This is a genomic window from Arthrobacter jinronghuae, from assembly GCF_025244825.1.
In the GTDB taxonomy this organism is placed as follows: domain Bacteria; phylum Actinomycetota; class Actinomycetes; order Actinomycetales; family Micrococcaceae; genus Arthrobacter_B; species Arthrobacter_B jinronghuae.
Genome location: NZ_CP104263.1, coordinates 1,263,412 through 1,285,102 on the forward strand (window position 1 = coordinate 1,263,412; position 21,691 = coordinate 1,285,102).

At 66.7% G+C, this 21,691-nt stretch carries 22 protein-coding genes; 20 read left to right on the forward strand and 2 right to left on the reverse strand.

Annotated features, from left to right (window positions below; genetic code table 11):
* Positions 1-64 precede the first annotated feature (64 nt).
* Genes pdhA through N2K98_RS05875 form a run of 3 tightly spaced genes read left to right on the forward strand, consistent with a single transcriptional unit; the run spans position 65 to position 3,593 of the window.
* The gene (pdhA, locus tag N2K98_RS05865; RefSeq protein ID WP_407080009.1) at positions 65-1,207 is read left to right on the forward strand and encodes a pyruvate dehydrogenase (acetyl-transferring) E1 component subunit alpha; all 1,143 of its coding nucleotides are present in this window, start codon (positions 65-67) and stop codon (positions 1,205-1,207) included.
* Positions 1,207-2,226, forward strand: coding sequence for an alpha-ketoacid dehydrogenase subunit beta (locus N2K98_RS05870; protein ID WP_255866461.1), 1,020 nt, complete (start codon positions 1,207-1,209; stop codon positions 2,224-2,226). Before pdhA ends, N2K98_RS05870 begins: the two co-directional genes overlap by 1 nt.
* Positions 2,226-3,593, forward strand: a complete 1,368-nt coding sequence (locus N2K98_RS05875) for a dihydrolipoamide acetyltransferase family protein (protein WP_255866460.1) — start codon at positions 2,226-2,228, stop codon at positions 3,591-3,593. Before N2K98_RS05870 ends, N2K98_RS05875 begins: the two co-directional genes overlap by 1 nt.
* A 361-nt stretch (positions 3,594-3,954) precedes the next feature.
* On the opposite strand, the gene N2K98_RS05880 is transcribed toward N2K98_RS05875, so the two are convergent.
* Together N2K98_RS05880 and N2K98_RS05885 are read right to left on the reverse strand one after the other, a co-directional pair.
* Positions 3,955-4,422 carry a GNAT family N-acetyltransferase gene (locus tag N2K98_RS05880; protein WP_255798965.1) on the reverse strand — a complete coding sequence of 156 codons (468 nt, stop codon included), beginning with the start codon at positions 4,420-4,422 and terminating at the stop codon, positions 3,955-3,957.
* A 61-nt stretch (positions 4,423-4,483) separates the two neighbouring features.
* Complete coding sequence (locus N2K98_RS05885) at positions 4,484-5,110, reverse strand: TetR/AcrR family transcriptional regulator (protein WP_255798966.1); 627 nt, start codon at positions 5,108-5,110, stop codon at positions 4,484-4,486.
* A 143-nt stretch (positions 5,111-5,253) separates the two neighbouring features.
* Between N2K98_RS05885 and N2K98_RS05890 the strand changes: the two genes are divergently transcribed.
* The 17 genes from N2K98_RS05890 (at position 5,254) to N2K98_RS05970 (ending at position 21,691) form a co-directional block, all read left to right on the forward strand.
* Complete coding sequence (locus tag N2K98_RS05890; RefSeq protein WP_255866459.1) at positions 5,254-6,858, forward strand: carboxyl transferase domain-containing protein; 1,605 nt, start codon at positions 5,254-5,256, stop codon at positions 6,856-6,858.
* Positions 6,859-6,864: 6 nt separating this feature from the next.
* Positions 6,865-9,027, forward strand: a complete 2,163-nt coding sequence (locus N2K98_RS05895) for an acetyl/propionyl/methylcrotonyl-CoA carboxylase subunit alpha (RefSeq protein ID WP_255866458.1) — start codon at positions 6,865-6,867, stop codon at positions 9,025-9,027.
* Complete coding sequence (locus N2K98_RS05900) at positions 9,014-10,177, forward strand: acyl-CoA dehydrogenase family protein (protein ID WP_255866457.1); 1,164 nt, start codon at positions 9,014-9,016, stop codon at positions 10,175-10,177. The genes N2K98_RS05895 and N2K98_RS05900 overlap by 14 nt, the downstream gene beginning before the upstream one ends.
* A gap of 44 nt (positions 10,178-10,221) precedes the next feature.
* Positions 10,222-11,004, forward strand: a complete 783-nt coding sequence (locus tag N2K98_RS05905; RefSeq protein WP_255798970.1) for a CoA transferase subunit A — start codon at positions 10,222-10,224, stop codon at positions 11,002-11,004.
* Between the two features lies 1 nt (position 11,005).
* A complete protein-coding gene (locus N2K98_RS05910) occupies positions 11,006-11,647 on the forward strand; it encodes a CoA transferase subunit B (protein ID WP_255798971.1) in 642 nt (213 codons plus the stop codon).
* 31 nt (positions 11,648-11,678) lie between these two features.
* Positions 11,679-12,185, forward strand: a complete 507-nt coding sequence (locus N2K98_RS05915; RefSeq protein ID WP_255866471.1) for a MaoC family dehydratase — start codon at positions 11,679-11,681, stop codon at positions 12,183-12,185.
* Positions 12,186-12,228: 43 nt separating this feature from the next.
* Positions 12,229-13,041, forward strand: coding sequence for an HpcH/HpaI aldolase/citrate lyase family protein (locus N2K98_RS05920; protein ID WP_255866456.1), 813 nt, complete (start codon positions 12,229-12,231; stop codon positions 13,039-13,041).
* 64 nt (positions 13,042-13,105) lie between these two features.
* Complete coding sequence (locus N2K98_RS05925) at positions 13,106-13,783, forward strand: NAD(P)-binding oxidoreductase (protein ID WP_255866455.1); 678 nt, start codon at positions 13,106-13,108, stop codon at positions 13,781-13,783.
* A 97-nt stretch (positions 13,784-13,880) separates the two neighbouring features.
* Positions 13,881-15,125: a 1-deoxy-D-xylulose-5-phosphate reductoisomerase gene (dxr, locus tag N2K98_RS05930; RefSeq protein WP_255866454.1), complete on the forward strand. Its 1,245-nt coding sequence runs from the start codon at positions 13,881-13,883 to the stop codon at positions 15,123-15,125.
* Positions 15,126-15,156: 31 nt separating this feature from the next.
* Positions 15,157-16,500, forward strand: a complete 1,344-nt coding sequence (locus tag N2K98_RS05935; RefSeq protein ID WP_255798974.1) for a M50 family metallopeptidase — start codon at positions 15,157-15,159, stop codon at positions 16,498-16,500.
* Positions 16,501-16,872: 372 nt separating this feature from the next.
* The gene (locus N2K98_RS05940) at positions 16,873-17,337 is read left to right on the forward strand and encodes a hypothetical protein (RefSeq protein ID WP_255866453.1); all 465 of its coding nucleotides are present in this window, start codon (positions 16,873-16,875) and stop codon (positions 17,335-17,337) included.
* A gap of 193 nt (positions 17,338-17,530) precedes the next feature.
* Positions 17,531-17,911 (forward strand): VOC family protein, encoded by a 381-nt coding sequence (locus N2K98_RS05945; RefSeq protein ID WP_255866452.1) that lies wholly within the window; start codon positions 17,531-17,533, stop codon positions 17,909-17,911.
* Between the two features lie 283 nt (positions 17,912-18,194).
* Positions 18,195-18,821, forward strand: coding sequence for a MarR family transcriptional regulator (locus N2K98_RS05950; RefSeq protein WP_255866451.1), 627 nt, complete (start codon positions 18,195-18,197; stop codon positions 18,819-18,821).
* Positions 18,822-19,178, forward strand: a complete 357-nt coding sequence (locus tag N2K98_RS05955) for a hypothetical protein (protein WP_255798978.1) — start codon at positions 18,822-18,824, stop codon at positions 19,176-19,178.
* Between the two features lie 58 nt (positions 19,179-19,236).
* Positions 19,237-19,527: a YciI family protein gene (locus tag N2K98_RS05960; RefSeq protein ID WP_255798979.1), complete on the forward strand. Its 291-nt coding sequence runs from the start codon at positions 19,237-19,239 to the stop codon at positions 19,525-19,527.
* Positions 19,528-19,665: 138 nt separating this feature from the next.
* Positions 19,666-20,832 carry a flavodoxin-dependent (E)-4-hydroxy-3-methylbut-2-enyl-diphosphate synthase gene (gene ispG / locus N2K98_RS05965; RefSeq protein WP_230026182.1) on the forward strand — a complete coding sequence of 389 codons (1,167 nt, stop codon included), beginning with the start codon at positions 19,666-19,668 and terminating at the stop codon, positions 20,830-20,832.
* Entirely contained in the window at positions 20,807-21,691 is an 885-nt protein-coding gene (locus N2K98_RS05970; RefSeq protein ID WP_308219848.1) for a GNAT family N-acetyltransferase, read from the forward strand. Before ispG ends, N2K98_RS05970 begins: the two co-directional genes overlap by 26 nt.

Consider the following 21,691-nt stretch of genomic DNA (forward strand, 5'->3'; position numbering starts at 1 on the left):
TACCCGGGCAACGGAGCCCGGGGTCGGTTTGGCCCCGCCACCCCAGAGGCCCAAACACGGAAGGATGCGTATCCAAGTGTCCCTGCATACCCCGGTGCGGCACCCGGAAAACTCCGGCAGCTCACCCATCGACCCGTACGTACAGCTCGTCAGCCCTGACGGCGTCCGCACCCCAGACCCCCTGTATGACCGCTGGATCGAGGATATCGACGGCGCCCGGCTGCAGGAGCTCTACATCGACATGGCGGTCATCCGCCGGATAGACACCGAAGCCACCGCCCTGCAGCGGCAGGGCGAGCTGGGGCTGTGGCCTCCGCTGCTCGGCCAGGAAGCCGCCCAGATCGGTTCTGTGCGGTCCCTGCGCTCCTCCGACTTCGTTTTCCCCAGCTACCGGGAGAACGGTGTGGCGTACTGCCGCGGCGTGAAGGTACGTGACCTGATGCGGGTCTGGCGCGGGAATGCCGGCGCCGGCTGGGATCCGTATCAAGTGAACATGGCGCCCACGCAGGTCATCATCGGCGCCCAGGCACTGCACGCTGCCGGTTACGCCATGGGGATCACCCGCGACGGTACCGACGACGCCGTGATCAGCTACTTCGGCGACGGCGCCACCAGCCAGGGGGACGTCAGCGAGGCAATGGTCTTTGCCGCAAGCTTCAACTCCCCGGTGGTTTTCTTCTGCTCAAACAACCAGTGGGCCATCTCCGAACCGGTGGCGCTGCAGGCACAGGTACCCATAGCCAACCGGGCCCCGGGCTTCGGCATCCCGTCGATCCGGGTGGACGGCAACGACGTACTTGCTGTGATGGCCGCAACCCGCGAGGCACTGGACCGGGCCCGCTCCGGCAACGGACCCACCTTCATTGAAGCGGTCACCTACCGGATGGGGCCGCACACCACGGCCGACGATCCCACGCGCTACCGGGACTCCGCCGAACTGGACCAGTGGCGGCGAAAGGATCCGCTGTCCCGGCTGCAGGCACTGCTGGCTTCCATGGGTCTGTTCAGCGACGAGTTTGCCGCCGAAGCGGGCCGCCGGGCCGACGATGTGGCCGCCGAACTGCGTGCCGCGTGCCTCGGGATGCCGGATCCGCTGCCCGCGGATGTTTTTGCCCATGTCTATTCCGAGCCCCACTCCTGGCTGGACCGCCAGCAGGAGCAGTACTCGCGCTATCTCAGCGGTTTCGCTGGCGAGGAGAACCGCTAATGACCAGCATGACTTTCGGGCGGGCCATCAACGCCGGCCTGCGCCGGGCAATGGAACAGGACCCCCGCGTCCTTATTATGGGCGAGGACGTCGGCAAACTCGGCGGTGTCTTCCGGATCACGGACGGCCTGCAGAAGGACTTCGGTCCGCTGCGGGTAGTGGACACCCCGCTCGCCGAATCCGGGATCATGGGCACGGCCGTGGGGCTGGCGTTCCGCGGCTACCGCCCCGTGGTGGAGATCCAGTTCGACGGCTTCATCTACCCGGCGTTCGACCAGATTGTTTCCCAGGTGGCGAAGATGCACTACCGGACCCGCGGAGCAGTGAAGCTGCCGCTGACCATCCGGGTGCCGTTCGGCGGCGGCATCGGATCACCCGAACACCATTCCGAATCACCGGAGGCGTATTTCACCCATACCTCCGGACTGCGCGTCATCAGCGTGTCCAACCCGCAGGACGCCTACACGATGATCCAGCAGGCCATCGCTTCCGACGACCCGGTGCTCTACTTCGAGCCGAAACGGCGTTACCACGTCAAGGGTGAGGTGGACGAAGCAGCGGCGCCGCAGCTGCCCATGGGCACCGCGCGGGTCCTGAACGAGGGCAGCGACGTGACACTGGTGGCCTACGGACCGCTTGTCCCCACCGCACGTGACGCCGCCGTGGCGGCCTCGGACGAGGGCGTCTCCGTGGAAGTCATCGACCTGCGTTCGCTCGCGCCGATCGACTTCGCCACAGTGGAGGCCTCCGTGCGCAAGACCGGGCGGTTGGTGATCACGCATGAGGCCGCCCAGTCCGGCGGCCTGGGCGCGGAAATCGCGGCAAGCATCACCGAGCGGTGCTTCGACTACCTCGAGCATGCGCCCGTGCGGGTCACCGGCTTTGACATCCCCTACCCTGCCTCCCGACTCGAGTCCCACCACCTGCCGGACCTCGACCGCATCCTCGACGGAGTGGACTGCGCCATGGACCGGCCCAGTTCCCTGGCCGGCGTCGTTTCCGGATCGGCGGCGAGCTGATGCTGCGCGAATTCCGCCTCCCGGATCTGGGGGAGGGGCTTACCGAGTCCGAGATCCTGAACTGGCACGTCAGTGTGGGCGACACCGTACAGCTGAACCAGGTGATTGCCGATGTGGAGACCGCCAAGGCAGTGGTTGAGCTGCCGTCCCCGTATGCCGGGATAGTGGCGCACCTGCACGAGCAGGCCGGAACGGTGGTCGAGGTCGGATCCCCGATCGTCTCATTCGAGGTGGCGGTGCCGGCGGGTGCCGACGCCGGTGAGGCCGGCGAGCCGGTGCAGGCCAAGCGGGAGCCGAACCTGGTGGGGTACGGTGCGGTGCCGGACGCCGCCGGGCGCCCCGCCCGACGACGCCGCGGACAGGCTCCTGCCCCGGGTCCCGTCGCTGCCGCGGCCCCTGCTGTTGTGCCTGCAGATTCCCCACCTGCACCTGCACCTGTACCTGTGCCTGCAGCTGCTCCGGTCCGGGAGCGTCCGCGGTCCACCCCGCCGGTCCGCAAGCTGGCACGGGATATGGGAGTGGACCTCACCCAGGTGCAGGGATCGGGTCCGGGCGGGCTCGTGGTGCGTACCGACGTCGTCCGTGCTGCTTCACCGGACGCCGAAACGATGCAAGTGTCCGCACCCGGCGCCGCCGCTGCCGTGCCTGCCCTGCCGGCACCTGCGGGACGGGAGGAACGGACGGCGATCTCCGGCATGCGGAAGCATACTGCGGCGGCCATGGTGGCCAGCGCCTTCACTGCTCCCCACGCCACGGTCTTCCTGACGGTGGATGTCACTCCCACCATGGAGCTGCTGGAACGGCTCCGGCAGCAGCCGGCCTTCAACGGCTTGAAGCTGTCGCCGCTGACCCTGGCGGCCAAGGCGGTCTGCCTGGGGCTGAAGCGCTTCCCGTCGCTGAATTCGCGGTGGGATGAGTCCACGAGGGAGATCGTCCGCTACAACTACGTGAACCTGGGTATTGCCGCGGCCACGCCGCGCGGGCTGATGGTTCCCAATATCAAGGACGCCCAGACGCTGAGCCTGCATGGACTGGCAGCCGCGGTGACCTCCCTGGCGCAGACCGCACGGGACGGCAGGACGCAGCCGGCGGACCTGGCGGGCGGGACCATCTCCATCTCCAACGTGGGGGTGTTCGGCGTCGACACCGGGACTCCCATCCTGAATCCGGGCGAGGCAGGCATCCTGGCGCTGGGGGCGGTCCGCCGGCAGCCGTGGGAGTACAACGGAGAGATTGCCCTGCGCTCGGTGATGACGCTGAGTCTTTCGTTTGACCACCGGCTTGTCGACGGGGAGCAGGGCGCCGGGTTCCTGAGCGAAGTGGGAGCCGTTCTGGCCGAACCCGCACTGGCACTGGCCATGGCCTAGAAGCATCAAGGGCTGCCCCGGAGACATCCGGGGCAGCCCTTTAGCGTGCCGCTGCCGGGACCGGCTCCAGCGACGGTGCGGTGCCGCTTTTCCTGCGCTTTGTCCGGATCCCTGCGTATTGTCCGGATCCCTGCGCTGCGCGGCGCAGGGATTGCCACAAACCGTAGGGATTCCGACAAACCGAAGGGAATCCGGGCCAGACAGGAACAACCCGACCAGGTTCCGCACTGCACGCCAGGCTGGTACCGGCTCATCGTTGGCCTGCTCGGTTTGCTGCTGCAGTTAGTCGTGGCCGGGCGCGGCCGGGTGGAGCCTGATGGTCTGGGTGGGGAGTTAACCCGCCGGAGGGCAGTATGCAGCCCTAGCGAAGTTCGAGTTCGAGTTCCTTGACCACGGCGCCGCGGGCATTGGCGAAGCCCTGCGTTTCACCGATGACGGTGAAGCCGTATTTCTCCAGGATACGGATGGAGCTGACATTGTCCGCAACAGCACGTGCCCGGATCGGGCGGTCGGTGAATTCCTCCAGGAACAGTCCCACGGCTGCGGTGGTAAGGCCCTGCCCCCAGTGCGCCTTGTCGATCCAGTAACTGATCTCGGGGATGTCGCCGTCCCGGTAGGCGAGGATGCTGCCCACCACTTCGCCGTCGGCCACGATGGTGCGCACGGTAACGGTCGGATCATTCAGGATGCTCTGCCAATGGTGGTCAAAGACGCCGCGGTCCGCCGGGTTCTTGGCGCTGAACGCGGCCATATGGTTGGCACTCGGGTCCAGCTGGTGGGAGAAAAACTCCTCCAGGTCGGCGGGAACTACGGCACGAAGCTCAATCACGGCAGGTCTTTCTGCTCGGGGGTGGAGTTCTGCCTGCCGGGAGAGCCGGCAGGCCTGACAGCTACTGGGCGTTCAAGGCCGCCCACGCCATTCTATCGAGCAGCGTACGCAGCCTTGCCGTCTCGCGGGCACTGATCCGGCCGCGGACGGTATGGGAGGTGGAATTGATCAGGCCGAAAACGCCCTGCGCCCGGTGCCGCAGCAACGGGAGATCGGAGCCGGGGTGCAGTGCGGAAAGCGCATCCACCCAGACCTCGACGTATTGGCGCTGCAGGGAGCGTACGCGCCGCTCGTCGCTTTCCGGCAGGCTGCCCAGATCCCGGTCCTGGACCCGGATGACATCCGCCTGGCGCAGCGCGAAATCCACCTGGAATTCCACCAGGCCGCGCAGGGCGATTTCGGGGGTCGCAGACTCGGCGACCACCGCCTTCCCGCCCTCCAGCAGGTCTTCGCTGACGCCGATCAACAGGGCGGAGAGCACCGCGGGTTTGCCGCTGAAATGCCGGTATACCGCCGGCCCGCTGACCCCTGCGGCGGCGCCGAGCTCCTCAATGGAGACCCCGTTGTAGCCGCGTTCGGCAAACAGGGATGCGGCGGCGTCGAGCATTACTGCCCGACGGGAGGCCTTTGCCTGACTACGCCCGGTCATCCGGGCCTCTGCGGCTGCTTCGTCTTTTGCTACGTCCATTCCCACCCCTTCTGATTGGACTGCGCATATATTCCTATTGTGGTGGACAGGTGAGTTAATAACCAATAACCTGACTTGGGTTAGGGGTTATTAACTCAGCTTCCTGCCGGGTTTTTGCTCGCAACTGTTGCAGAAAGACGTCAATGGAGACCCTGAAATCCGGACTGGATACGGCTTCGGCCGCGTTTGCCGCCAATGCCGCGGCGCAGCAGGCGCTGGTACGTGAGCTGCGCGGACGGCTGGCGGACGCCGCCGCCGGCGGACCCCTGCGGTCCCGCGAGCGGCATACTGCACGCGGAAAGCTGTTGCCCCGCGAGCGGGTCATCCGCCTCCTGGACGAGGGCAGCCCTTTCCTTGAGGTGGCGCCGCTGGCCGCCGCGGACATGTACGACGGCGAGTGCCCCGGTGCGGGACTGATTGCCGGCATCGGCCTGGTGCAGGGCCGGCAGGTGATGGTCCTGTCCAATGACGCCACGGTCAAGGGCGGAACGTACTATCCGATGACGGTCAAAAAGCACCTGCGGGCACAGGAAATCGCCCTGGAAAACCGGCTGCCGTGTATTTACCTGGTGGACTCCGGCGGAGCTTTCCTTCCCCGGCAGGACGAGGTTTTTCCCGACCGGGAGCATTTCGGCCGGATTTTTTTCAACCAGGCGCAGATGTCCGCGCGGAAAATTCCGCAGATCGCCGCCGTCCTGGGCTCCTGCACCGCCGGCGGCGCCTATGTGCCGGCAATGAGCGATGAAACCGTGATTGTGCGCAACCAGGGGACGATTTTCCTGGGCGGTCCGCCGCTGGTGAAGGCCGCCATCGGCGAGATCGTCACCGCGGAAGAACTGGGCGGCGGAGACGTGCACTCCCGCACCAGCGGCGTCACCGACCATCTGGCCGAGAATGACGCACACGCCCTGGAGATAGTGCGCAGCATCGTGGAGACCTTCCCGCAGCAGGAACCGGTGTGGGACATCGCCGAGTCCCGGCTGCCCGCCGAGGACCCCGCGGAAATCTACGGCACCGTTCCCACCGACCTGCAGACCCCCTATGACGTTCGCGAACTGATCGCCCGCCTGGTGGACGCCAGCGAGTTCCACGAGTTCAAGAAGGAGTACGGCACCACCCTCGTCACCGGGTTCGCGCGGCTGCACGGCCACCGGATCGGCATTGTCGCCAACGACGGCGTGCTCTTCAGCGAATCCGCGCTCAAGGGAGCCCACTTCATTGAGCTGTGCGACCAGCGCGGCATCCCCCTGGTGTTCCTGCAGAACATCTCCGGGTTCATGGTCGGCCGGGATTACGAAGCCGGCGGAATCGCTAAGAACGGCGCCAAAATGGTCACCGCGGTGGCCACCTGCCGGGTCCCCAAACTGACGGTCGTGGTGGGCGGTTCCTTCGGCGCCGGCAACTACTCCATGTGCGGCCGGGCGTACTCGCCGCGCTTTATGTGGATGTGGCCGGCGGCCCGGATTTCCGTCATGGGCGGAGCCCAGGCTTCGTCGGTGCTGGCCACCGTCAAGCGGGACCAGCTCGAGGGCCGCGGCGAGGAATGGCCGGCGGAGGACGAGGAAGCCTTCAAGGCACCGATCCGCGAAACCTACGAAACCCAGGGCAGCCCGTATTACTCCACGGCCCGGCTGTGGGACGACGGCATTATTGACCCACTCGACACCCGCACCGTCCTGGGCCTGGCCCTGGACGTCTGCGCCAACGCGCCCCTGCCGGAGACCTCCTTCGGCCTGTTCCGGATGTGAGCGACTATGACCCCGCAGCCCTATAACGCCGCACCGCTTTTCGACACCGTCCTGGTTGCCAACCGCGGCGAAATCGCCTGCCGTGTGATCCGCACCCTGAAGATCCTGGGGATCCGTTCGGTGGCGGTCTACAGCGACGACGACGCCGGGGCCCGCCATGTGCGCGAAGCCGACCTCGCGGTCCGGCTCGGTCCGGCACCGGCCCGGCAGAGCTACCTGTCCGTGGACGCCGTGCTCGCCGCCTGCCGCAGCACCGGTGCGCAGGCCGTGCATCCCGGCTACGGTTTCCTGAGCGAAAACGCGGACTTCGCCTCTGCCCTGGCCGACGCCGGAATCACCTTCATCGGTCCGCCGGTCCGGTCCCTCGAGTTGATGGGCGACAAGATCCGCGCCAAGAACCATGTGCAGGGGCACGGCGTGCCGGTGGTGCCCGGAATCGCCGAACCGGGCCTGGACGATGCCCGGCTGCTGGCGGCCGCGGCCGACGTCGGCTATCCCATCCTGATCAAGCCCTCCGCCGGGGGCGGCGGTAAAGGCATGCAGGCCGTACTGAATCCCGGGGATCTGCCGGCGGCACTGCAGACGGCCCGGCGGGTGGCAGCATCGGCCTTCGGCGACGACACCCTGTTCCTGGAACGGCTGGTCTCTTCACCGCGTCATATCGAGGTGCAGATCCTCGCGGACACGCACGGGAACGTCGTCCATCTGGGGGAGCGGGAATGCTCCCTGCAGCGGCGGCACCAGAAAGTCATCGAGGAAGCACCCTCCGTGCTGCTGGACGCGGCCACCCGGGAACGCATCGGCGAGGCGGCGTGCAATGCCGCCCGCTCCGTGGACTACACCGGCGCGGGAACCGTGGAGTTCCTGGTTTCCGACGCCGCTCCGGACGAGTTCTTCTTTATGGAAATGAACACCCGCCTGCAGGTGGAACATCCGGTGACCGAAATGGTCACCGGCGTGGACCTGGTGGCCGAGCAGGTGCGCATCGCCGCCGGGCATCCGCTGTCCCTCAAGCAGGAAGACGTCACCCTGACCGGGCATGCGGTGGAAGCCCGGATCTACGCGGAGGACCCGGAACGGGACTTCCTGCCGACGTCGGGCTCGGTGCAGTGGCTGCGCGAACCCGTGGGCGACGGCGTCCGGGTGGATTCCTCCCTGCTGCCCGGACTGGCCGTTTCCTCCAGCTATGACCCGATGCTGGCCAAGGTCATCGCCTGGGGACCGGACCGTGCCGCCGCACTGGCCCGCCTGGACACGGCGCTCGCAGGTACTGCGGTGCTGGGCATCGGCACCAACGTGGAATACCTCCGCCTGCTGCTGGCCGATCCCGATGTCCGCGCCGGGCGGCTGGACACCACCCTGATCGAGCGGCGGCTTCCCGGACTGAAGTTCCGGACCCCGCAGCTCCCCGAGCTCGCCGCTGCAGCCCTGCTGTACGCGCAGGACCTGGCGGACACGGCGTCGGGTTCACCGTGGCGGCAGGCGGACGGCTGGCGGATCGCCGGAAGCGGTGCGGGCAGCGGTGGTGGGAACGGAAACCCCGGGGGTACGCCCCTGCACCTGGTCTTTGCCGCCCCCGTACCCGGCGGCGACGACGTCGAAGTGGGCGTTACCGGCACCGCACGGGACGCAACGGTGCGGATCGGCGGGACCACGCACACCGCCGGCCTGCTGGCCGGCAGCGAGACCCGGGAAGGGGGACGCGTGAGCGTTTCCCTGGACGGGGTCCTGCACACCTTCACCGCCGCCGCCGAACCGGAAACCGGGGCGTTCTGGCTGGCCGGAGGAACGGCCGGAGAGCTGTTCACGGTCCGGCTGCGTCTGCGCAGCCGGCGCGAGCAGCTGGACCGGCACCTGGCGGCGGCCGGACGCGTTGCCGGCGAAGCGGACCCGGTGGTGCGCTCCCCGATGCCGGGCACCGTCGTCGCGGTGGCCGTGGCGGACGGTGACCGGGTGCCCGCCGGGGCGCCGCTGCTCAGCGTCGAAGCCATGAAGATGGAACACCAGCTGCGGGCACCCATGGCCGGCGTCGTCTCCCTCAGCTTGAAACCCGGAGACCTGGTGAAGGCCGACCAGGTCCTGGCCACACTTACGCCGGAAACAGATTCCGACACCGACGCCGCAACAGACCCGCACAACGAACAAGGAGCAGACCATGCCCGACTTTGAACTCAGCGAGGAATACCAGGATCTCTCCGACACGGTGCGCGACTTCGCTGACGAAGTCATCGCCCCGGTGTCCGCCCAGCACGACGCGGAGCACAGCTTCCCGTACAAGGTCATCTCCCAGATGGGGGAGATGGGACTGTTCGGACTGCCCTTCCCGGAGGAATACGGCGGCATGGGCGGGGACTACTTCGCCCTGGCCCTCGCGCTGGAGCAGATCGCCCGGGTGGACCAGTCCGTGGCCATCACGCTGGAAGCCGGGGTCTCGCTCGGTGCCATGCCCGTGTACCGGTTCGGCAATGAAGAGCAGAAGCAGCAGTGGCTGCCCCTGCTCGCCAGCGGGGAGGCGCTCGCAGGGTTCGGCCTCACCGAACGCGAGGCAGGCTCCGACGCCGGCGGCACCAAGACCACTGCCCGGCTCGAGGACGGGCAGTGGGTCATCAACGGCAGCAAGGAGTTCATCACCAACTCCGGCACCGACATCACCCGCCTGGTGACTGTCACGGCCGTGACGGACACCGTCACCGAACCGGACGGTTCCATCCGGAAGCTCATTTCCACCATCCTCGTGCCGACCGAAACCCCCGGCTTCACAGCCGAAAAGCCGTACAACAAGGTGGGCTGGAATGCCTCGGACACGCATCCGCTGACCCTCACCGACGTCCGGGTGCCGGAGGCGAACCTGCTGGGAGCCCGGGGGCGGGGCTTCGCCAACTTCCTGCAGATCCTGGACGAGGGCCGCATCGCCATCGCGGCGCTTGCCACCGGTGCCGCACAGGGGTGCGTGGACGAATCCCTGCGGTACGCCAAGGAACGCGAGGCGTTCGGTGCAGCCATCGGCACCTACCAGTCCATTTCCTTCAAGATCGCGCGCATGCAGGCCCGGGCGCACACGGCCCGCCTGGCCTATTACGACGCCGCCGCGCGCATGCTCGCCGGACGTCCGTTCAAGACGCAGGCCGCGATCGCCAAGATGGTGGCCGGAGAAGCCGCCATGGACAACGCCCGCGACGCCACCCAGATCTTCGGCGGCTACGGTTTCATCAACGAATTCCCGGTGGCGCGGCATTACCGAGATTCCAAGATCCTGGAAATCGGGGAGGGAACTACTGAGGTGCAGTTGATGCTGATTGCCCGCAGTATGGGCCTGTAACAACCGACGGTGACTTTGCCAACTGAGAACGAACGGACACTGCCATGATCAACAAGGTGTACCCCGGTGCGGCCGAGGCCGTCGCCGATATCCCGGACGGCGCTTCCCTGGCCGTGGGCGGCTTCGGCCTCTGCGGCATTCCGGTGGCGTTGATCGATGCCCTGCACGCGGCGGGGACTACGGACCTGGAGACCGTCAGCAACAACTGCGGCGTGGATGACTGGGGGCTGGGCCGGCTGCTCGCCGACCACCGGATCCGGCGCACCGTCAGCTCCTATGTCGGGGAGAACAAGGAATTTGCCCGCCAGTTCCTCGCCGGGGAACTGGAAGTGGTGCTGACCCCGCAGGGCACCCTCGCGGAGAAGCTGCGCGCCGGCGGCGCCGGCATCCCGGCCTTCTACACCCCGGCCGGGGTAGGCACGCAGGTGTCCGAGGGCGGGCTGCCGCAGAAGTACGACGCCGAGGGCGGTGTGGCGCTGGCCTCCGACCCGAAGGAGGTCCGCAGCTTCAACGGCGCGGACTATGTGCTGGAGGAATCACTTACCCCCGACTTCGCCCTGGTCCATGCAGCGAAGGGAGACCGGCACGGAAACCTGGTTTTCCATGCCACGGCCATGAACTTCAACCCGCTCTGCGCCATGGCCGGGCGCATCACCATCGCCGAGGTCGAAGAGCTGGTGGAACCGGGGGAGCTGGACCCCGAACACGTCCACGTCCCGGGAATCTTCGTGCAGCGGGTGGTCGTGGCACCCGATGCAGAGAAACGCATCGAGAAGCGGACGGTTACTGCCGGCACCGGCAGCACCAACGGAAGCAAGGAGTCCTGAGATGGCACTGACCCGGCAGGAACTGGCCGCCCGGGTAGCCCGCGAGCTGCACGACGGCGAATATGTGAACCTCGGCATCGGCATGCCTACGCTGATACCGAACTACATCCCCGAAGGCGTGGAAGTGGTGCTGCACTCCGAGAACGGAATCCTCGGCGTCGGCCCGTACCCCACCGAAGAGACGCTGGACCCGGACCTGATCAATGCCGGGAAGGAAACCGTCACCGTGAACAGCGGCGCGTCCTTCTTTGATTCCGGCGCCTCGTTCGGGATGGTGCGCGGCGGCCACGTGGACGTCGCCGTCCTGGGCGCCATGGAAGTGGCCGCAAACGGCGACCTGGCCAACTGGATGGTGCCCGGAAAGATGGTCAAGGGCATGGGCGGGGCAATGGACCTGGTGTTCGGCGCCAAGCGCGTGATCGTCATGATGGAGCACCTGGACCGGGCGGGACGGCCCAAGATCGTGCGCGAATGCTCCCTGCCGCTGACCGGAAAGGGCTGCGTGGACCTGATCGTCACCGACCTGGCCGTGATCGAGGTGGGACCGGAGGGGCTGATCCTGCGCGAGACCGCCCCCGGCGTCAGCGTCGAGGAAGTGGTCGCGGGCACGGATGCTCCGTTGGAGGTTTCCGTTGACGTATGAGGAGCCCGACGCCGGCACCGAGGAGCTCGCGATGGCACCGCGGGTCATTGAGCAGCGCGGCCTCTGGTACGAGGAGTTCGAGCCGGGGGCCGTTTACCGCCACCGGCCCGGCCGCACCGTCACCGAGGCGGACAACGTCCTGTTCACCACCCTGACCATGAACACCCAGGGCCTGCACCTGGATGCCGCCTACAGTGAGGTCCAGCCGTTTGGGCAGCGGCTGGTGAACTCCATGTTCACCCTGGCCACGATGGTGGGCCAGTCGGTGGCGCAGCTGACGCAGGGCACCCTGGTGGCGCAGCTGGGGCTGGGGGAGATCAGCTTCCCGCACCCGCTCTTCCACGGCGACACCCTGTATACCGAAACCGAAGTCGCGGACAAGCGGCTCTCCTCTTCCCGGCCCGGCCAGGGGATCGTCACGCTGACCCACACCGGCAGGAACCAGAACGGCGACATTGTGGGGCGGTGCACCCGGACCGCCCTGATGTGGACGGAGGAGGGCTACGCCGCGCGGGAGGCAGGCACCGGCACGCGATAGGTTGGATCGGCAAGCACAACCGGAAAGACCTAGGAGTACAGCGATGACCACCTTCCCCATGGGACCAGCACTGCTTTTCTGCCCGGGGGACCGGCCCGAACGCTTCGGTAAAGCTGCCGAGCGGGCGGACGCCGTCATCCTGGACCTCGAGGACGCCGTCGCTCCCCGGGATAAGGAAGCGGCCCGGAAGAACCTCATTGCCGCCGAACTGGACCCCGAACGCACCATTGTCCGGGTCAATCCCCTCGGGACGGAGGACTTTGAGCTCGATCTGGCAGCCCTGGCACAGACCCCGTACCGCACCGTGATGCTGGCCAAGACGGAGGACGGACCCGCTGTCGCCCGGGCGCTCGCCGGCTTCACCGTCGTCGCACTGCTGGAAACCGCCCTCGGCGTGGTCCGGGCCGCGGACATTGCCGCTGCCGAAAATGTGGCCGCCCTGATGTGGGGCGCCGAGGACCTGCTGGCGTCGCTCGGCGGGGAATCCAGCCGCCACCAGGACGGCACCTACCGCAGCGTCGCCGTGCAGGCCCGCTCCACGGTGCTGCTCGCCGCCGGCGCCTTCGGCAAGGGGGCCATCGACTCGATCTACGGCAACATTCCGGATACCGAGGGGCTGGAGGTCGAAGCGCGCGACGCCGTCGCTTCGGGTTTCGCCGCCAAGGCCTGCATCCATCCCGGCCAGGTGGCCGCCGTGCGCGCCGCCTACGCCCCGGATCCCGCGGACGTCACCTACGCCGAGCAGGTCCTGGCCGAGGCCGGGAACCACGGGGGAGTGTTTAACTTCCGCGGACAGATGATCGACGGTCCGCTGCTGAAGCAGGCCGAGCAGACGCTGCGCCGGGCGCAGGGCTGAATCCCGAACAGCGATTGTTGCGGCCGGGGAATCATCTGCCGGTGACGGCCGCTACTCTTTCTTCATGCGCATAGTCATAGCGGGAGCCCACGGAAGAATCGCACGCGAACTGGGACGCCTCATGGCGGCGGACGGACACGATGTTGCCGGACTGATCCGTAACCCGGACCAGGCGGCGGACCTGGAGGCGGACGGCGTCGCGCCGGTGGTACTGGACCTGGAGAACAGCACCCTGGAGGACGTTGTGCAGGTCCTCACCGGTGCGGAGGCGGCCGTCTTTGCCGCCGGCGCCGGACCCGGAAGCGGAGCGGCCCGCAAGGACACCGTGGACCGTGCCGCCGCCGTACTGCTTGCCGACGCCGCCGAACAGGCAGGAGCCGGCCGGTTCCTCCAGGTCTCCTCCGGCGGCCTGGACGCGGTGCGGGGCGGGGCCCGCCCGGAGTCGATGGACGAGGTGATGTACGCCTACCTGGTGGCCAAGCTCGCCGCCGAAGAAGACCTGATGGCGCGCAGCCAGCTGGACTGGACGATTGTCCGGCCGGGTATCCTGACCAATGACGCACCCATCGGCCTGGTGGAACTCGCGCCCGAGGTGGACCGGGAGTCCATCCCGCGCGCCGACGTCGCCGCTGTCCTCGCCGAGCTGCTCAAGACCGGCAACGGTGTCCACCAGGCGCTGGGCCTGGTCTCCGGGACCACGCCTGTTCCCGAGGCCGTGCAGGCACTGCAGCCGGGGCGCTAGTCCCGGACGCTGCGCTGCCTGGCACCGTCGGGGCACGACCTGGTTCCGTCGGCGCGCGACGATGCCGAAGATCAGCGGGCTGCGGGATACTGGAGGCATGCAGCCTTCCGACTCGATCTCCTCCGACCACGACTACGTCCGTTCCCGCCGGCCCGGTTCGGACCATCTGCCCCGGCGGATAGTCCTGCTCGGCTCCACCGGGTCGATTGGAACGCAGGCCATCGATGTGGCCGACGGTGCACCGGAGCGGTTCCGCATTGTGGCGCTGGCCGCCGGCGGATCCAACCTGGAGCTCCTGGCCCGGCAGGCCGTGCATACCCGGGCCGAAGCAGTCGGCTGCGCCGCCGTCGACCTCCCCACGTTGCACCGGCACATCTCTGATGCCGCTGCCGCCGCCGGAATCACCGGATATTCACCTGAACTGTTTGTCGGGAAGTCCGCGGCGACCGCTATCGCGGCCTGGACCGAAGCCGACGTCGTGCTCAACGGCATCACCGGGTCGATCGGGCTGGAACCCACGCTGGCGGCCCTGGCTGCCGGACACCTGCTGGCCCTGGCGAACAAGGAATCCCTGATCGTGGGCGGGGAACTGGTAAAGCGTGCCGCTGCTCCCGGGCAGCTGGTTCCGGTGGACTCCGAGCATTCGGCACTCGCACAGGCCCTGCGCTCGGGCACCCACGCCGAAGTGGACCGGCTGGTGGTCACGGCCTCGGGCGGTCCGTTCCGCGGGCGCAAACGCTCCGAACTGGCGGACGTCACTCCGGAACAGGCCCTGGCGCACCCGACCTGGAACATGGGCCGGGTGATCACCACCAACTCGGCCAGCATGGTCAACAAGGCCCTGGAAGTCATCGAGGCGCACCTGCTCTTCGATATCCCGCTGGACCGGATCGACGTCGTCGTCCATCCGCAGTCCATGGTGCATTCCATGGTGCAGTTCGTGGACGGCTCCACCATTGCCCAGGTATCGCCGCCGGATATGCGGCTGCCGATCGCCCTGGGCATGGGCTGGCCGCACCGGGTGCCCGGCGCCGCCCGGCCCTGCGACTGGACCCGGGCCACGGAATGGACCTTCGAACCCCTGGATGAGGAAGCCTTCCCCGCCGTCGCGCTGGCCAAGCAGGCCGCCGCTGCCGGGGGCACGCGGATGGCCGTCTACAACGCCGCCAACGAGGAAGCCGTGGACGCTTTCCACGACGGATTGATCGGGTTTACAGACATCGTTGATACGATCGCGGCCGTACTCGAGGAAGCCCCGGATTCGGGGCCGCTCACGCTTCAGTCGCTTCTGGCGGCGGAGGAGTGGGCACGTGCCGCTGCGCGGAAGCGTTGTGGAAGATGACAAGACACGCAGTTGACCTGAAGGAAGCCCGTTGACCATTCTGCTTTTCATCCTTGGCGTGCTGTTCGTGGCGGTCGGGATTGCTGTCTCCATCGCCCTGCACGAGGTAGGCCACCTCCTGCCGGCCAAGGCCTTCAAAGTGCGGGTCACCCAGTACATGATCGGGTTCGGCCCCACCGTCTTCTCCCGGACCCGGGGCGAAACCGAATACGGCGTCAAGGCACTGCCCCTGGGCGGTTACGTTTCCATGGTCGGAATGTTCCCGCCCAACAAGGAGCACGACGGAGAGGTGCGGCGCTCCAGCACCGGCATGTTCCAGCAGCTAGCCACCGAAGCGCGCCAGGCCGAGACCGACCGCCTGGTCGAGGGCGACGAGAACCGGGTCTTCTACAAGCTTCCCGTGTACAAGCGGATCATCATCATGCTCGGCGGGCCGTTCATGAACCTGCTGATCGGCGTCGTGCTTTTTGCGGTCCTGCTGATGGGCTTCGGCACCGCCCAGACCACAACCACGCTGGCAGAGGTCAACAAGTGCGTGATCACGGCCGAGCAGCAGGCCGCCACGGGCCAGACCGACTGCACGGAATCCGATCCTGCCGCACCCGCGTACGAGGCCGGCCTGCTTCCCGGAGACACCATCACGAAGTTCGACGGCCGGGACGTGACGTCCTGGGCAGAGCTGACGGGCTGGATCCGCGAGGCTGCCGGCAAAACGGTTCCGCTGACCTACGAGCGGGACGGTGTCGAGGCCTCTACCAGCATCACGCCGCTGCTCACCGAACGCCCGGTGGTGGGCGATGACGGCGCGGCTAAGACCGACGACGACGGCAACTACCTCACGGAGGAAGTGGGCTTCATTGGGGTCGGCGCGGAGCAGGAACTGGTGAACCAGCCGGCCAGCGCTGTGCTGCCTGCGGTGGGCGACAACCTGGTCAACATTGCCGGCGTGGTGGTCAACCTTCCCCAGCGACTGGTCGACGTTGCCCAGGCGGCGTTCTCCTCCGAACCCCGGGACCCGAACGGACCCATGAGCGTGGTGGGCGTCGGCCGCATTGCCGGGGAGATTTCCTCGCAGGAAGTCATTCCGCTGTCGGACCGGGTGGCGACACTGATTGGACTGGTTGCCAGCGTGAACCTGGCGCTGTTTGTCTTCAACCTTATTCCGCTGCTGCCCCTGGACGGCGGCCATGTTGCCGGCGCACTGTGGGAGGGACTGCGGCGCCGCGTGGCGAAGCTGTTCCGCCGCCCGGATCCGGGCCCCTTCGACATGGCGAAACTGCTTCCGCTGACGTATGCCGTGGCGGTGCTGCTGATGGGGATGGGCGCCCTGCTGATCTACGCGGATATCGTGAAGCCGGTCAGCCTGTTCAACTAGGTTTGCTGGTTGCCGGTTGCCGGTTGCCGGTGCTCCGGTGGTGTGGTTCCGTTCCGGTGCCCGGAACGGCGGCAACGAAATCCCTTGCTCGCAGAGCTCGCCGGGATATTAAGGCCGCCTTATCCGGGCCCCTGCACGGTCATGTCACTCCGGCTACCCCGCCGCCTGCGCGGTTGTGCCCCGTTCCGGCCAGATCGGGATGCTGCGCGGCATTCCCCCGCGCTTTGTCCAGATCCCTGCAGTTTGTCCGGATCCCTGCGCTGCGCGGCGCAGGGATTGCGACAAACTGCAGGGTTTTCCCCGAGCTGCAGGGATTCGGGCTCGGGTATCGGATCCATGTGCTTCACGAGCCGGCATGGCAGGATGGCAGGCATGAGTTCCGGGGGAGAAGCAGAAACAATTACCTTCCGTACGGGTTTGCCCGCACGATACCGCCTGACCTTGGGTCTGTTGGGCCTAGTGGCTGCCGGCGGAACAGTGATTGCCACCCTCGAAGCCGGACCGATGCCGCTCGTGCTGGGCCTGCTGATAGCTGTGGTGTTCGTCGCCGTCCTGATGATGACAGCTCGGATTCGGGTAGGCCCGGAAAGCGTGCAGATCCGGGTGGTGGTGTTTGCCACCGAAATTCCGTATCGGGACATCACGCGGGCGTCGGCAGGACCGGTCACCGGACTGGCGGAGGGTATGGGTCTCCGTATCCTGCCGGGGGCCACAGGTTACCTGGTTGGCGGACCGTCAGTTCGGATCGAATGCGGGCAGAGCGCCGTGCTGGTGTCCTGCCGCGAACCGGAACGACTCCTGTCCTGCTTGGCCCGCCAGGACGTGCCTACGGCGTAGGCCTTCGCGCTTTCGACCCCGGCCGTCGCAGAGGATCCCACCGTCTGTGACGGGTGAGTGCTCATGGGATCACATCCGTCACAGCAGCACCATCGGGTAGAGCACCGCGCGCCCTCCACTCGGTCCAGCACGCGGAGCCCGGGCTGAAGTAGACCCGGCACCAAGACCGCTGGCCGTCCGCTAGCATGCCCCCATGGTGAACATCGTCTGGTGGGAAGTCGAGACCGAAGCCCCCGAGAAGTTCATGTCGTTCCATGGCGATCTCCAAGGTTGGACGTTCGCCTCAGCGTTCGAGGATTCAGAGCTCGACGCGAGCTACTGGATCATCAGAAGTGGCGAGTCGGGAATTGGCGGTCTTCAGCGCGCAACCGAAGGAACAGCGCCTACGACCGGAACCCGGGTCTATTTCGAAACTGATGACCTCGAAGGCTTCCTCTCACGAGTCCGTGAGCTCGGCGGCCAGGTCGAACGAAGCAGAACTGACCTCGGCGGCGATGACCGCTGGTTCGCAACGTTCCAAGATTCATGTGGGGTGTCCTTCGGCATATGGACTGATAGAGCCCCCAACAAGTAACAGCACCTCTCGACAGATGGTGCTTCGGGGGAGGGAAAACCGCAGAGGATCCCACCGTCTGGGACGGGACAGCACTGCTGAGGTCACATCCGCAACAGCAGCACCACTGTCTGGGACGGGACAGCACTCCTGGGGCCACACCGCAACACCAGCACCACCGGGTGGGATGCTGTGTTCGCGAATCTCTTCGCGAGGCCGCAACCAACTTCGGCTAACACAGTTGCAAAAGAAAATGAGCCCAAATGTGGTTGCAATCTGATTTGCACACGCTTACGGTTGCAAGATGTTCGTCCTCACGATAGACCAGCGAAACAGCCAGGGCAGCAGAGACAAGGTGCCGGAACTGCTCGCTGCCCTTGCGGACCTGCCGATGCTGCTGGCCTTCGAGCGGTCGGTCGGCGACGAAATCCAAGGCGTCTGCGACTCGGCGCAGACCGCTACCGACGCCGTTCTCCGGGTCCTGAGGGACCGGGACTGGTACGTGGGAGTCGGCGTCGGCGGGGTCCATGAACCCCTGCCGTCCAGCCCCCGTGAAGCCGGGGGACGGGCTTTCGTCGCGGCCCGGAAGGCGGTGGACCGGGCCAAGAAAAGCGGCGACCGGCCGCCCGTTGCGGTGGAGGGATCGCCGGGCGCACCCGAGGCAGAGGCGGTCCTGGTCCTGCTCGGCCGCCTGATCGCCGAACGTACAGACGCCGAATGGCGGATCCTGCAACACGTGGACCCCGCACAATGGGGTTCGCAGACTGCTGCTGCCCGTAAGCTCGGCATCAGTTCCCAAGCGGTGAGCAAGGCAGCCCGGCGGGGCGGCTGGCAGGAGGAATGGGCTGCACGGCCTGCAGCAGCGGTATTGCTGGAGCGTGCCGATGACCTCGCAGGCGGAACGGGAAACAGCTCAACTAAGGACGGGTAAATGACGATTGTGTGGGTAGTAACCGGCCTCCTGGCCGCCGCGCTGCTCGGCTGGCCCGTGACCGCCGGCGTGCTGCGCCTGGCCAGCGCGGTCCAGCCCCCACCACCGCCCCCGCCACCGAATGCCGTCCTCCGCGGCGGGCTGGCCATCGGCATGCTGGAACGCCTCGCGGTGGCCGCCGCGGTCCTGGCCGACGAGCCGGTGGCGATCGCGTACGTCGTCGCAGTGAAGGGGCTCGGACGGTACGCCGAGCTCAAGGAGACCCCGGCGGCGGCGGAGCGCTTCATCATCGGCACATTGGCCTCCATGCTGTGGGCCGTGGCAGTAGCCGTTCCCGTCCGCCTGCTCCTGCTGTAACCGGTCGCTGCGGTACCGCCTTCCTGCAGCGGTCCGGGCATCACGTAGGCTTGGGGATATGAGTATTTTTGCAGTTGAGTATGTCTACGACGCCGATTCGGCCCAGCTCCGCGACCAGCACCGTCCCGCACACCGGCAGTGGCTTCAGCAGCTGGTGGACGAGGGACATGTCCTGTCTGCGGGCGCGTTCGTGGACGGCGCCGGAGCGCTGCTTTTGGTTGTTGCAGAGGATGAAGCCGGCCTGCTTGCCCTGCTGAAGCAGGATCCGTTCGCCGTCGTCGGCGCCATTTCCGGCATGAAGACCACTGCCTGGAAACCCGCACTCGGCGCGTTCTCCGACCTCGCGTAGCCCGGACGTTCTAAGCCCACAGTGATATTCGCCCGCCCCCAGCAGTCTCTGTCCGGGGCGGGGTGATAATAGGAAGGGCGCGTTTCATTAGCGCGCTTCACAGCCTAATACCTGCCGTTTCGGCACATGGAGGACGTTTTGACCTCGGTCAACCTTGGAATGCCAGCTGCACCGCCGCCCACGCTTGCGCCCCGCCGCAAGACCCGCCAGATCAAAGTGGGCTCCGTTGGAGTTGGCTCGGACTCGCCGATCAGCGTTCAGTCCATGACCACCACCCCCACCACGGACATCAACGCAACCCTGCAGCAGATCGCCGAACTGACGGCGTCCGGTTGCGACATTGTGCGTGTCGCCTGCCCCAGCGCCGACGATGCTGCCGCACTGCCGATCATCGCGAAGAAGTCCCAGATCCCCGTGATCGCCGACATCCACTTCCAGCCGAAGTATGTCTTCGCCGCGATCGACGCCGGCTGCGCAGCGGTGCGCGTGAACCCCGGAAACATCCGAAAGTTTGACGACCAGGTCAAGCAGATTGCCAATGCGGCGAAGGACGCCGGCGTCTCCATCCGCATCGGAGTCAACGCCGGTTCCCTGGACCCGCGGCTGCTGGCCAAGTACGGCAAGGCGACGCCGGAGGCGCTGGTTGAGTCCGCCGTCTGGGAAGCATCCCTCTTCGAGGAACACGACTTCCACGACTTCAAGATCTCCGTAAAGCACAATGACCCGGTAGTCATGGTGCGTGCCTACGAGCTGCTGGCCGAACGCGGCGACTGGCCGCTGCACCTGGGCGTGACCGAAGCCGGTCCGGCCTTCCAGGGCACCATCAAGTCCGCCACCGCTTTCGGGGCGTTGCTGTCCAAGGGCATCGGCGACACCATCCGCGTGTCCCTCTCCGCTCCTCCGGTAGAGGAGATCAAGGTTGGAAACCAGATCCTGCAGTCGCTGAACCTGCGGCCCCGCAAGCTTGAGATTGTTTCCTGCCCGTCCTGCGGCCGCGCCCAGGTGGACGTCTACACGCTCGCCGAGCAGGTCACCGCAGGCCTTGAAGGTATGACCATCCCGCTGCGCGTTGCCGTGATGGGCTGCGTAGTAAACGGACCCGGTGAAGCGCGCGAAGCGGACCTGGGTGTAGCCTCCGGTAACGGCAAGGGCCAGATCTTTGTCAAGGGTGAGGTCATCAAGACCGTACCCGAAGACCAGATTGTGGAGACCCTCATCGAAGAAGCGATGAGGATCGCAGAAGATATGGGAGAACCCGATGGCGAGGATGCTGGGACGGGTGGCCCCATGGTTACCGTCAGCTAAGCACGATATCCGCAGCGCCTCCTCGAGCGCGGCGCTGCGGATCCTGCGCGACGACGACACCGTTGCACTGTGGGATCTGGCCGCCGCTGACCCGGTGGCCAACATCTTTATGCTTTCCCATCTGGAGACTGCCCGGACGGCAGCACCCACCTCGGCGGGCGGACGGATTGTGGGAGTGTTCGACGGCGGCACGCTGATCGGTGCCTGCTGGTCCGGTGTGAACGTGGTGCCCGTTGGTCTGGACGCCGATACCGGCCCCGAGGTCGGACAGTATCTGGCCAAGTCGCGGAACCGGTTTTCGTCCATTTTCGGTCCCTCCGAGGCCGTGCTCTCCCTCTGGTCCGAACTTCGGAACGTTTCCCCGCAGCCGTTCGACGTCCGTCCGGAGCAGCCCCTGCTGCAGATTGCCGAGTCCTCCGATGTCGTTGCGGCGCCGGGGCTGCGTCCTGCACGCCTTGACGAGCTCGATGTCCTGCTGCCCGCCTGCACGGCCATGTTCGAGGAGGAAGTGGGCTACTCGCCGGTCGCCAACGGAGACCGGCACTATCGGCAGCGGGTCAAGGGCCTGATTGAACGCCGTCAGTCGCTGGTGGACTTCGACGCCGCCGGCCGGGTGGTGTTCAAGGCCGAGCTCGGTACGGTCTCCAGACAGGCCGTACAGGTGCAGGGTGTCTGGATGAATCCGGAATACCGTGGACAGGGGCTGAGCCGGTCCTACATGTCCGCCGTCGTTGACGCCGCACTGGAAGTTGCCCCGGTTGTCAGCCTGTACGTGAACTCCTATAACGCCCCCGCGCGGGCCACCTATGAGGCCGTCGGCTTCGACCAGGTGGGTACCTTCGCCACCATCCTGTTCTAA